Source organism: Nitrosopumilus sp., from assembly GCF_025698945.1.
Lineage (GTDB): Archaea > Thermoproteota > Nitrososphaeria > Nitrososphaerales > Nitrosopumilaceae > Nitrosopumilus.
This window is the reverse complement of the sequence record NZ_JAILWM010000001.1, coordinates 704,389-717,111: the sequence shown is the minus strand read 5'-3', so window position 1 is coordinate 717,111 and position 12,723 is coordinate 704,389. Positions and strand designations below refer to the sequence as shown.

The 12,723-nt window shown below is 33.7% G+C and carries 11 protein-coding genes; 7 read left to right on the top strand and 4 right to left on the bottom strand.

Translation table 11 applies throughout. From position 1 onward, the window contains the following. Positions 1 to 10: 10 nt before the first annotated feature. The 3 genes from K5790_RS04530 (at position 11) to K5790_RS04520 (ending at position 2,445) form a co-directional block, all read left to right on the top strand. The gene (locus tag K5790_RS04530) at positions 11 to 955 is read left to right on the top strand and encodes an iron-containing alcohol dehydrogenase (protein WP_297592771.1); all 945 of its coding nucleotides are present in this window, start codon (positions 11 to 13) and stop codon (positions 953 to 955) included. Between the two features lie 93 nt (positions 956 to 1,048). After that, a complete protein-coding gene (locus tag K5790_RS04525) occupies positions 1,049 to 2,155 on the top strand; it encodes an LLM class flavin-dependent oxidoreductase (protein WP_297592769.1) in 1,107 nt (368 codons plus the stop codon). A gap of 59 nt (positions 2,156 to 2,214) precedes the next feature. Continuing rightward, positions 2,215 to 2,445, top strand: a complete 231-nt coding sequence (locus tag K5790_RS04520) for a hypothetical protein (RefSeq protein ID WP_297592767.1) — start codon at positions 2,215 to 2,217, stop codon at positions 2,443 to 2,445. 1 nt (position 2,446) lies between these two features. On the opposite strand, the gene K5790_RS04515 is transcribed toward K5790_RS04520, so the two are convergent. Then, positions 2,447 to 2,866, bottom strand: coding sequence for a hypothetical protein (locus K5790_RS04515; protein WP_297592765.1), 420 nt, complete (start codon positions 2,864 to 2,866; stop codon positions 2,447 to 2,449). Between the two features lie 207 nt (positions 2,867 to 3,073). After that, positions 3,074 to 3,292 (bottom strand): hypothetical protein, encoded by a 219-nt coding sequence (locus K5790_RS04510; protein WP_297592763.1) that lies wholly within the window; start codon positions 3,290 to 3,292, stop codon positions 3,074 to 3,076. 110 nt (positions 3,293 to 3,402) lie between these two features. On the opposite strand from K5790_RS04510, the gene K5790_RS04505 reads away from it, so the two are divergent. The 4 genes from K5790_RS04505 (at position 3,403) to uvrC (ending at position 10,652) form a co-directional block, all read left to right on the top strand. Beyond that, positions 3,403 to 4,035, top strand: a complete 633-nt coding sequence (locus tag K5790_RS04505; protein ID WP_297592761.1) for a pyridoxamine 5'-phosphate oxidase family protein — start codon at positions 3,403 to 3,405, stop codon at positions 4,033 to 4,035. A 251-nt stretch (positions 4,036 to 4,286) separates the two neighbouring features. Continuing rightward, complete coding sequence (uvrB, locus tag K5790_RS04500; RefSeq protein WP_297592759.1) at positions 4,287 to 6,239, top strand: excinuclease ABC subunit UvrB; 1,953 nt, start codon at positions 4,287 to 4,289, stop codon at positions 6,237 to 6,239. Next, positions 6,226 to 9,045, top strand: a complete 2,820-nt coding sequence (gene uvrA / locus K5790_RS04495; RefSeq protein ID WP_297592758.1) for an excinuclease ABC subunit UvrA — start codon at positions 6,226 to 6,228, stop codon at positions 9,043 to 9,045. Before uvrB ends, uvrA begins: the two co-directional genes overlap by 14 nt. Continuing rightward, positions 9,042 to 10,652, top strand: coding sequence for an excinuclease ABC subunit UvrC (gene uvrC / locus K5790_RS04490; RefSeq protein WP_297592757.1), 1,611 nt, complete (start codon positions 9,042 to 9,044; stop codon positions 10,650 to 10,652). The genes uvrA and uvrC overlap by 4 nt, the downstream gene beginning before the upstream one ends. Here uvrC and K5790_RS04485 read toward each other — a convergent pair. After that, the gene (locus tag K5790_RS04485) at positions 10,649 to 11,923 is read right to left on the bottom strand and encodes a plastocyanin/azurin family copper-binding protein (protein ID WP_297592756.1); all 1,275 of its coding nucleotides are present in this window, start codon (positions 11,921 to 11,923) and stop codon (positions 10,649 to 10,651) included. The two genes, uvrC and K5790_RS04485, sit on opposite strands and share 4 nt — an antisense overlap. A 96-nt stretch (positions 11,924 to 12,019) precedes the next feature. Beyond that, a complete protein-coding gene (locus K5790_RS04480) occupies positions 12,020 to 12,628 on the bottom strand; it encodes a plastocyanin/azurin family copper-binding protein (protein WP_297592755.1) in 609 nt (202 codons plus the stop codon). Positions 12,629 to 12,723 lie beyond the last annotated feature (95 nt).

The following is a 12,723-nucleotide window of genomic DNA, read 5'->3' as shown; positions in this document are numbered from 1 at the left end:
TCTTTGAACTATGCACACAGTACGCATTCCAAAAGTTATCAAATTTGGCGAAAACGCACTTGGTGAAACTGAGTATCCAAAAAATGCTCTAGTTGTTACAACTGCTCCTCCAGAATTATCTGGAAAGTGGCTTGACAAAATGGGCATTCAAGATTACATGCTTTATGACAAAGTAAAGCCTGAACCATCAATTGATGATGTTAATTCATTGATTGCTGAATTCAAAGACAAAAAACCATCTGTCTTAATTGGATTAGGTGGAGGAAGCTCATTGGATGTTGTAAAATATTCTGCTCAAGATTTTGGAGTAGAAAAGATCTTGATTCCAACTACATTTGGAACAGGAGCTGAAATGACAACATACTGCGTTTTGAAATTTGATGGCAAAAAGAAACTGTTACGTGAAGACAGATTCCTTGCTGACATGGCTGTAGTTGATTCATACTTTTTAAAAGGTACGCCACAACAAATTGTAAATAATTCTGTTTGTGATGCTTGTGCTCAAGCAACTGAAGGTTATGATAGCAAATTAGGAAACGACTTGACTAGAACACTGTGCAAACAAGCATTTGAGATTCTCTACGATGCAATAATGAATGACAAACCAGAAAACTATCCATATGGTTCAATGTTATCTGGAATGGGATTTGGAAATTGTTCTACAACTCTAGGACATGCATTGTCTTATGTTTTCTCAAATGAAGGAGTACCTCATGGTTATTCATTATCCTCTTGTACTACTGTTGCACACAAACATAACAAGTCCATCTTCTATGATAGATTCAAAGAGGCTATGGAAAAACTTGGATTTGACAAATTAGATCTCAAAGCTGATGTTTCCGAAGCTGCAGATATTGTAATGACTGATAGAGGACATTTAGATCCAAACCCAATACCAATATCTAAAGAAGATGTTGTAAAATGTCTTGAAGACATCAAAGCAGGCAATTTGTAAAAAATTCATTTTTTTTTACTTTTTTTCTATTTTCTTGAAAAACTACGAAATTGGCAGCTTGATTAAACTTTTTATGCTAATACTCTGAGAGAATTGTACGTGACTCAAAAACAATTAAAATTTGGAATTCAAAACGGATTAAATGTTGCCCGGGCTGGCTACACTGAAGACCAGATTTTAACTGCCTGTATGTTAGCTGACAAAACAGGATATGATTCAATTTTCTATATGGACCATACTAATGTCCCACAATGGAAAAATGCAATTGTTTTAGACCCTTGGGTTATGTTATCTGCAATTGCTGCAGTTACAAATAACGTTGAATTGGGAACTTGTGTAACTGATGCAATTAGAAGACATCCATCAAATATTGCATTAGCTGCAATCACATTAGATAGAGTCTCAAAGGGTAGAGCAATTCTTGGTATTGGTGCAGGAGAGGCTCAAAATCTTAAAGAATTTTGTATTCCATTTGAGAAACCAGTTTCAAAATGGGAAGAACAAATTGAAACTATTCATACCTTATACAAATCAACACCTGATAATACTGTAAATTATGACGGAAAATATTACAAACTTGAAGGTGCATGTCTCCAAGCACCCCCAATTAGAAAACCTAGACCTCCAACTTACATGGCATCTGGTGGAACACGTACACTTGCATTAACAGGTAAACTTGGAGATGGTTGGTTGCCAATCGGATATACTCCTGAATTATTTGAGGATCATGCTGCACAAATTAGAAAAGCAATGGATGAGAATAACAGAACACAAGAAGAAAAAGATAATTTCCAATATGCCCTAGATATTGATGTGTACTTTTCTGAAGATGCAGAAGAGTCATGGGCAAGAATGAAAGAGGCAGTAAAGGTTAGCTTGTTCAAGCCTGAAATTTTAAGAGTGCATGGATTGAAAGAAATTGAAGGATTTGACTTTAGAAAATACTTTACAGAATATTCGATGTCTAATCAAGATTGGATTGTAAAAATGAGAGAAGCTGCAACCAAAATTCCAGAAAAAGTTGCACGTTCATCAACTGCAGTTGGAACTCCTGATGATATCATTCCAACATTTGAGAGATTCATGGATGCTGGTGTAAATCACTTTGTAATTAGATTCTGGGGAAAGAATTACTTTGGCTCTATTGACAAATTCGCAAGCCATGTAATGCCTGCACTTCGTGAAAGAGCAAAAAAGTAAGACGTTCTCTCCTATAACACACAGTAAATCATTTACTCTACTTGTTCATATCAAATATGATGGATGACAAACTCCCTGATACAGTCAAAAAATGTCTTGACATTTTAGATGAAAATATCGAAATCTTGGCAAATATTGAATCTGCCTTAGATGATGAGAAAGAAGATGAGTTTACTCCTGATTTAAAACTACATGATTTGTATGACATGGCCGAAGATGTAGCCGAAGCGTCTAAACTAAAGCGCGCAGAATTTAATTATGTTAGAAGACAAACTGAAAATTCTTTTTAATCTATGATTTATGCGGTCTTCTACTCCTTGCTTTTGTAAATGATTTTGCCTTTCTTTTGTTTTTCTGTTTTTCAATTCTCTTTCTGGTGCGCTCTGATGATTTTGTAGCTCCTTGAATAATTTTTGTTCTACTGCCATCCTTTAACATGATTTCTTTTCCCTTGAACCTATACTCGACATCTCTGCATTTGATATAGTATTTTTTTAGACAAAAAAATATCCTATTATTTGTACCGTGCATGTCTTTGACTTCTTTAGATTTTTTTAATTCATTGAGAATATTTCGTAATAGTCCTTTGTCAATGTCTGTTATTCTGTGTAATTCCCTAAACCAAATGAATTTTGATTCTGACCCCCATTCTTCTAGAACTTTAAGAACCTGTTCTGTTGCATCCTCTACCTCTTCATTGATTTCTATCATGTGACTTGTTGATTTGTTTAAAATGTTAGCAATTTAAATTGATAAAAAATTTTAAATCAAAAAAGCTGAGATTTATGATGTTTTTTGGTTTTGATGTTTTCTTAATGTGTAACTATGAACTCAAAACCCTTTGATAAGTACAAAGAATTAGAATGCGGAATCTTGCAAATCAAGAAATATCTAAAGAATTAGACAAACCTGATTGAGCTATTTTTTTGATTTTCGTTGCTTTAGTCTTGATTTTGTTACTTTAACTGATTGACGTTGATTATTTTCCATTTTTTTTGCAATCGTATCTATTAATTTGATAATTTTTGTTTGAGACTCTGATGATTTTGTTTTTAATAGTTTCTTTTTTAATTTTTTTAACTGTGAAGAGTAATCTTGAAACTCATCTTTTAAGTCATCAAGATACGGATCCTTCATATTTTTTTTGAGCACTTGTTGTATTTAGAATCTTTGTAGGCTAGGGTTTGTCTGATTTTTTCTATTGATTCATTTAGTTTATTAAATAATTATGAAAATGCTACTTTGATTTGAAATTAACAGGACGATTAGAAATAAAGTCCTATGAGAAAATTAAGGAATTTTTATTTCAAGAACATGTTGGTAGAATTGCAAGCATAGATGAGAATGGGTTTCCTCAGATAATTCCGATGAATTTTGCATTTCCAAATGATGCAATCTACATGCATTCATACACCATAGGTGAAAAATTGGACAATATTAATAGAAATGATAAGGTTGGTTTTGAAGTAGATCGTGAACTAGAGTTTTTACCTTCCTACTTTTCTCATCCCACAGATGCATCCCAAGCTGATACACTTTACATCAGTGTAGTGATCAAAGGAATTGCCTCAATAGTTAAGGATGATACGGAAAAATCATTAGCACTAAATGCATTAATGGAAAAATATCAACCTGAAGGACATTATGATCCTCTTACAAAAGATGATTTAGTATTGGATGAGGTCGCTGTAATCAAGATAGTTCCTCAATCCATTCGTGGAAAATACAAAATTGGGCAGCACATGCGCCCAGAGTCTAGGATCATTCTTGCACAAAAAATTCTTGAACGCAATTCTCCAACATCTAAAAAAACTTTGGAAATCATGGGATTCAAAATTACAGATGATGGCTTGAAAATGGTTGATGATCCTATATGGTAATTACATTGGTTTTCATTAATTATGGCATTATCTATTTTTCTAAAATACAATCTGTTTAACAAACATCACTAGATCTGCATTTGTACTCTGCAATTCTTACAGATTTTCTTTATGGGTGCAAATTATGATATTTTATATATAAAGCAAAAATGAATTTCAAAACTAGTGCTAACATGCTTTCTTTATTGTTGACTACAAGTTTCTACATTGGAAACGTTAGCTATAAGTTCAGTTTTTGATGATTTTATCTGTTGGAACAAATACACAAATTTGAATTAGCATCTGACTATGTCCCTACAGGAGATCAACCACAGGCAATTGATGCACTAGTTGATGGAGTCAAAAAAGGATCAATTCAAACTTTACTTGGTGTTACGGGAAGTGGAAAAACTTTCTCAGTTGCAAATGTTATTGCCAGAACTGGTAAAAACACTCTAGTTATTTCACATAACAAAACTCTTGCGGCACAACTTTATTCAGAACTAAAACAATTTTTTCCAAAAAATAATGTTGGATATTTCGTATCATACTATGATTATTATCAACCTGAGAGTTATTTACCACAAACTGATACCTATATTGAAAAAGATACTCAAATTAATGAAAAAATTGAAAAATTAAGATTAGAAGCAACTGCCATGCTGTTATCAGGTGAGCCTACAATTATTGTTTCAACTGTTTCTTGTATTTACTCACTTGGAAATCCACAAGATTGGGAGGATTTGGCAATTACAATTAATGCTGGAGATGAAGTAAAAAGAAATGAAATTATTAGAAAATTAATTGACGCACGCTATGAAAGAAATGATACTGAAGTGGCACCTGGTAATTTCAGAGTTAAGGGCGATACTATTGATATCACCCCTGCCTATTCAGAAGATCTAGTTAGAATATCTCTCTTTGGTGATGAAGTAGAAAAAATCACTTTACTTGATCATGTTTCACTCAAAGAGAAGAAAAAAGTTTCAACAATGAAAATTTTTCCTGCTAAACACTATCTTATCGCAAAAGATGTTCGTGAAAAAGCTATCAAATCAATTAAAGAAGAATTGTCAAATAGATTGCCTGAATTAAATGAGCTTGAAAAACAGAGACTTGAAATGAGAACAAAATATGATTTGGAGATGATTGAAGAACTTGGATATTGTTCTGGTATAGAAAACTATTCTCGACATTTTGATGGCAGAAAACCTGGAGAAAAAGCATTTTGCTTGATGGATTTCTTTGGTGATGATTATCTCTTAGTTATTGATGAATCTCATGTTACTTTGCCTCAATTACATGGAATGTACAAAGGAGATCATTCTAGAAAAAAAGAGCTTGTTACATATGGATTTAGGTTGCCTAGTGCATATGATAATAGACCATTACAATTTGAAGAATTTGAAGAATACATCAAAAACACCATTTTTGTCTCTGCTACTCCTTCAGAGTATGAAAGAAAAATCTCTTCAAAAATTGTAGAACAGCTTGTTAGGCCTACTGGATTACTAGATCCTGTAGTTGAGATTAGACCTACTAAAGATCAAATGGATGATTTAATTGAAGAAATATCCAAAAGAGCCGCCAAATCTGAGCGAGTTTTAGTCACTACATTAACCAAAAGAATGGCCGAAGATCTTGCTGAATATCTCTCAAAAAAACAAGTCAAAGTACGATACATGCATTCTGAAATTGATGGATTACAAAGAACCGAACTAATCAGACAATTGAGGCTAGGTGAGTTTGATGTTTTAGTTGGAATCAATCTTCTTAGAGAGGGATTGGATATTCCTGAGGTCTCGTTGGTTGCAATATTGGATGCAGACAAGGAAGGATTTTTGAGAAACTTTACAAGCCTTATTCAGACATGTGGTCGTGCTGCAAGAAATGAACATGGAACAGTAATAATGTATGCCGATAATATGACAGTATCAATAAAAAACACAATAGAAGAAACTAAACGTCGTAGAGAAAAACAAATTCAATACAATAAAGAAAATAATATTATTCCAAAAACAATAATAAAATCTGTTCCAGAACAAGAAACAACATTAGATGAATCTAAACTAAAATCAATTCATGATCTTACTACTGATATAGTTGAACTTGATGCACAAATGAAAAAATATTCTGAAGAATTAGACTTTGAGCGTGCAATAGAGTGCAGAGATAGGATAAAAAGACTAGAAAAGGAGATTGAACTAAAAGATGGCAGAAAATAATTTAAAAATTCGTGGAGCCCGACACCACAACTTAAAGAATTTGGATGTGGATATTCCCAAAAATAAGCTAGTTGTAATTAGTGGTTTGTCTGGCTCTGGGAAATCTACTTTGGCATTTGATACAATTTATGCTGAAGGACAGAGAAGATATGTTGAGTCGCTTTCTGCATATGCTAGACAATTCTTAGAGATGATGGACAAGCCAGATGTTGATTCTATTGAGGGGTTATCGCCTGCAATCTCAATTCAACAAAAAACTACTAGTAAAAACCCCCGCTCTACAGTTGGGACAACTACTGAAATTTATGATTACATGAGATTATTGTTTGCACGAATTGGAATTCCACACTGTACAAACTGTGGAAGAAAAATTTCAACTCAATCTGTAGAAACAATCTGTGATTCAGTAATCAAAGATTTTACTGGGGAAAAATTTTTAGTATTATCTCCAATTATTCAGAGAAAAAAGGGAACCTATGAAAAACTCTTTGAGCAAATCAAAAAAGATGGTTATTCTAGAATTCGTCTAAATGGAGATATTTTGAGCCTAGATTCAGAGATACCTCCACTTGATAGACAAAAATGGCACAATATTGAGATTGTAGTGGATAGAATTACAACTGACAAATCTGAGCGCTCAAGGCTTTTTGAGGCTATTCAAACAGCAATTAAAGCATCTAAAGGCGATGTGATGATTGCAACTGAGAAAACAGAAAAAATATTCTCACAAAATAATGCATGTCCTCATTGTGGATTAACAATTGGTGAGTTAGAGCCAAGAACATTTTCCTTTAATTCTCCATTTGGAATGTGCAAAACTTGTAACGGCTTAGGTGTTAAGATGGAATTTGATCCTGACTTGGTAATTCCAGATAAATCAAAATCTATCTTAGATGGGGCAATTGTACCTTGGAGTGGAAGATTTTCATCATTTAGACGACAAGCATTACGTGCAGTTGGAAAGAAATTTGGTTTTGACTTGATGACTCCAATTGATCAAATAAAACCAAAACACCTCAAAATAATTCTTCATGGAACTGATGATTTAATTGATTTTAAGTATCGTTCCAAATCCGGTGATTCGTCTTGGCAATACACTGATGCGTTTGAAGGTGTTTTAGTAAATTTACAACGTGTATTCATGGAGACTGATTCAGAATCAAAACGAGAATGGTTAAAACAATTCATGCGTGATACTCCTTGTAATTCTTGTAATGGCAAAAAATTAAAACCTGAATCACTAGCAGTTAAAATTAATGATAAGGGAATAATGGATGTTTGTGATTTATCCATTGATCATTGTTATGACTTTTTTTCTACACTGAAATTAACTGATAATGAACAATACATTGCAAGAGATGTTCTAAAAGAAATCAAAGAAAGATTGGAATTTTTAATGAATGTTGGGTTAAATTACTTGACTCTGAATAGATTAAGCTCTACATTATCTGGTGGGGAGTCTCAACGAATTAGATTGGCAACTCAGATAGGATCTAATTTAACAGGTGTTTTGTATGTTCTTGACGAGCCAACAATAGGACTTCATCAACGTGATAATGCACGGCTAATTAAAACGCTAACAAAGCTACGAAATCTTGGAAATACGGTTATTGTAGTAGAGCATGACGAAGAAGTTATACGAAATTCAGACTGGATTGTTGATTTGGGTCCTGGTGCTGGTGTTCATGGTGGAAATGTTGTCTTTGAAGGAACAGTGGATAAAATTCTAAACGGACACAAATCCGTTACAGGTGATTATCTTAAAAATAATATTCTCATTACATTAAAAGACAAAATTCGTAATCCTTCTGGCTCTCTAATAATAAAAAAAGCCTCCGAGAATAATCTTAAAGATATTGATGTTGAAATTCCACTAGGACTTTTTGTCTCAGTTACAGGTGTTTCAGGTTCTGGAAAGTCCACACTGATTAATGATATATTGCTAAAAGAATTACAAAATCATTTCTACAAATCTAATGTTCGTGCAGGTTCTCACAAAGCAATTACGGGTCTTGAAAATATAGATAAAGTAATTGCAATTGATCAGTCTCCTATTGGCAGAACTCCTCGTTCTAATCCTGCAACATACATTGGAGCATTTACTCCAATTAGAGAACTATACTCTAATACTGAATTATCAAAAGAACGTGGTTACAAGCCAGGACAATTCTCTTTTAATGTTGCAGATGGTAGATGCTTTGCATGCGATGGTGATGGGGTAAAACAAATTGAAATGCAATTCTTATCTGATGTATATGTAAAATGTGATGAATGCAAAGGAAAACGCTACAATTCTGAAACCCTCTCAGTACTGTACAAAGGAAAAAGCATCTCAGATATTTTAGATATGACTGTTTATGAGGCACTAAATTTCTTTGAAAATATTCCTGCAATAAAGAGAAAACTTCAAACGATATATGATGTAGGATTAGGATACATCAAACTAGGCCAATCATCAACTACATTATCTGGTGGTGAAGCTCAACGTGTAAAATTAGCCTCAGAATTATCCAAAAGAGGAACTGGAAAAACACTCTACATTCTTGATGAACCCACAACAGGTCTCCATTTTGCTGATGTTCAAAAATTATTAGATGTGTTAAACAGACTTGTCAACTTAGGAAACTCTGTTGTTGTAATTGAGCATAACATGGATGTTATCAAAAATTCTGATTGGTTAATTGATCTTGGACCTGAAGGAGGTGATGAGGGAGGTACCGTTGTAGCTGTTGGTACTCCCCAAGATGTAGCAAAATCTCCGGGAAGCTATACTGGAAAATATTTGAAAAAATTATTGAAAAAATGACCTTTGATATATCTCAAATACACATTCCCAACAACCCTGGTATTTATTTGATGAAAGACTCTGATGGAAAAATTATCTATATTGGTAAAGCCAAGAATCTAAAAAATAGAGTAAAGTCTTATTTTTTACAAAATCAAAATTATAAAACTCAAAAACTTGTTGAAAATATTTCTGATATTGAATTTGTTTTAACTGATAATGAAAGTGAGGCTTTTCTTCTTGAATCAAATATGATAAAAAAATATCGTCCACGATTTAATATTGAATTAAAAGATCAACAAAGGTACACCTATCTTAGAATCACTGATGAAAAATATCCTCGATTGTTAGTTGCAAGAAGAACGAGAGATGGAAAATTTTTAGGAAAAGGAAATTTTTTTGGACCCTTTACTCAGGGAAGCTCCAAATTACTTACTATTGGAACACTTCGAAAAGCATTTCAAATTAGAATTTGTAAAAATCTTCCAAAAAAAGTATGTCTTGAATACCATCTTGGAAATTGTGAGGGGCCATGTGAATTCAAAGAAGCACAAGAAAATTATTCTAAACATGTATCTGACCTAGAAGAAGTTCTAAAGGGAAATAATGAAACTAAAATTTTTACAAAAAAATTAGAAGAAGAAATGCAACATGCTGCACTTTTGCAACAGTTTGAGCGTGCAAAGGACATTAGGGATACCTTAATTCGATTAGGAAGTCTTCAAACAAAGCAAAAAATGGAATATGTTGAGAATTCTGATGAAGAATATTTTGGAATAGGAATTCAGGAGCAAACTGCTACTGTGATGAATTTTCGAATGATTAATGGTGTAATTCGTGATAGCGACAAATTCTTTTTTGATCTAGTGGGAGATAATTCCTTTGCCAATTTTCTTTATCAATACTATACAACTCATAAAATCCCAAAATTTATTCTAGTAAGTGAGATTCCAGATAATAAAAAATTGTTGGAATCATTACTTTCAAAACATGCAGGATTTAATGTAAAAATTTTACAACCCAAAAAAGGAAAACGTAAAGAAATTTTGAATTTGATAATGAGAAATATTGAATTGATTCATTCTAAAGGTGGTGAACCTGGGTTGTATGAATTAAAAGAAATTCTATCACTTCCTTTAGTTCCAAATACCATTGAGTGTTTTGATATTTCAAATCATGGTGATGAATTTGCAGTAGGTTCTATGTCTCAATTTCTTAATGGAAAACCTAACAAATCTGGATATAGAAAATTTAAAATCAAAACAGTTGAAGGACGAGATGATTTTGCAATGATTGGCGAAATTATTAAACGACGATATTATAGATTGTCTGAAGAAAATTCAGAATTTCCAGATCTTATTCTGATTGATGGTGGTAAAGGACAACTAAATGCAGCAGTTAAATCATTACAATCGCTTGGATTAAAAATTCCATGTGTTTCTCTTGCAAAAGAAAATGAAGAAGTATACATTCCAAAAATTAAAGATCCAATAATTATTCCAAAAAACAAATCCTCTTTGAAAATATTACAACATGCACGAGATGAGTCTCATAGATTTGGAGTTGCATATAATAGAAATATTAGAAAAAATAAAATAAAAACAAAAAAAGGAAAAAATTTGGATTAGTTCACTGTGACACTACCGACCATCCAAGGATGTACCATACAAAAATACTTGTAGCTTCCTGCCTTGTCAAAAGTAAATGCATAGTTTGCATTTGCCATGACCAGACTGCTATCAAATACGCCTGATGGACCATCTGCTGGACTACCGCCAGTTACTGTGTGTGCAGCTGTGTCGACATTAACCCATTGTACTGTGTCTCCAGCTTTAATTGTGATTTTAGCTGGTGAGTAGCATGTGTTAGTCTCTTCACAACCTGGAACTGAGGTACCTACTGGAATCTCAACTTTGTGAGTTTTTGGACCAGTTTTTTCCATCATTGGTTTTTCTTCCATTTTGACCTCTTCTTTCTTTTGCTCTCCTGCAGTTGCAGTTGCACTTACAGAATAGCTAACAGTAAATGGATTTGTGTTCATTGTGTGAACTGCTAAAGCGTTTCCAGTGAATTTCCATGAGCCCATTGCATTCTTTGGATCAACAAATGTCAATTCAAATATTGTTTCACCATCAGGTGTCCAAGTTTTGTCTGGTTTCTCATCAGAACCAATTGGTCCTCTAAGTGATACTAGTTGAATATTTTCAGAAGCAGAATATGAGAGAATTCCTGAATACACCTTACTTGATGGTGCAAGTAGCACTGCAAGTTGATGTGATTCATGACCAAGTCCAGGATCTGTTACTGACGTGGTTGTACCAGTCATAACAGTATTTGATTTTGGTTTCTCACTAAAATCTACTTTGTAATCAACTGTGAATGGCTCTGTTTTCATTGTGTGAACTGCTAAAGCGTTTCCGGCAAATTCCCATTTGCCTTTTGCATTCTTTGGATCAACAAAAGTTAATGCAAACTTTGTTTTTCCATCAGGAGTCCATGTTGCTTGTCCCTTATCTTCACCACTAGCTAATGGTCCATGTAATGTGACAAGTTGAATTGGTTCAGATGCATCATAGTTGAGTGTACCTGAATAAACTTTGTCACTTGGTGCCAAAATTATTGCTAACTGATGTGTTTCATGTCCAACACCTGGATCAGTATCCGATGTTAATCGCTCCCATCCGCTTTTGAGTGGTTTAACTGTTTCAGACTTTACCTTGTCAGCCAAATCTGCAAATGGATCAGTTTTTTCCATCATTGGCTCTGAAGTCTGTGTTGAAGCGGCTGGAGTTGAGACAATTGGGGAATAGTCAACAGAATCTCCAACAAATGCAAATCCTGCGCCTATGGCTGTAATTGCAATAGTAAATGCAATTGCAGCTCTGTCTATACCTGCCATAATGAATCCCCTAATTTTTTTATGGTAAATAAAGCTAATCTTTGAAAATCATGAATTGCATAATTTCATAAAAACAAAAAAAGGAAAAAATTTGGATTAGTTCACTGTGACACTACCGACCATCCAAGGATGTACCATACAAAAATACTTGTAGCTTCCTGCCTTGTCAAAAGTAAATGCATAGTTTGCATTTGCCATGACCAGACTGCTATCAAATACGCCTGATGGACCATCTGCTGGACTACCGCCAGTTACTGTGTGTGCAGCTGTGTCGACATTAACCCATTGTACTGTGTCTCCAGCTTTAATTGTGATTTTAGCTGGTGAGTAGCATGTGTTAGTCTCTTCACAACCTGGAACTGAGGTACCTACTGGAATCTCAACTTTGTGAGTTTTTGGACCAGTTTTTTCCATCATTGGTTTTTCTTCCTTAATGATTGGTTTTTCTTTTGTCTCTTCCATTTTGACTTCTTCTTTAACAACTACTTTCTTCTCCTCCATCTTTGGTGTTTCAGATTTCACTTTCTCGGCTAAATCTGCAAATGGATCAGTTTGAGCTTTAGGTTCTGAAGTATCTTTCATTACCTTTGGGGCTATAGTAGTAGATGGTGAATAGTCAATAGAGTCTCCTACAACTGCAACACCTACACCAATTAGTGCAATTGCAATTGAGAAAACGATTGCTGCTCTGTCTATACCTGCCATAATTACCCAATTGATTTTTCAATGCTAAATAAACCTAATCGTTAATTCCACGTCCATTTTAAAAAAATATTATTTTAATGAAATCTATTTTGCTC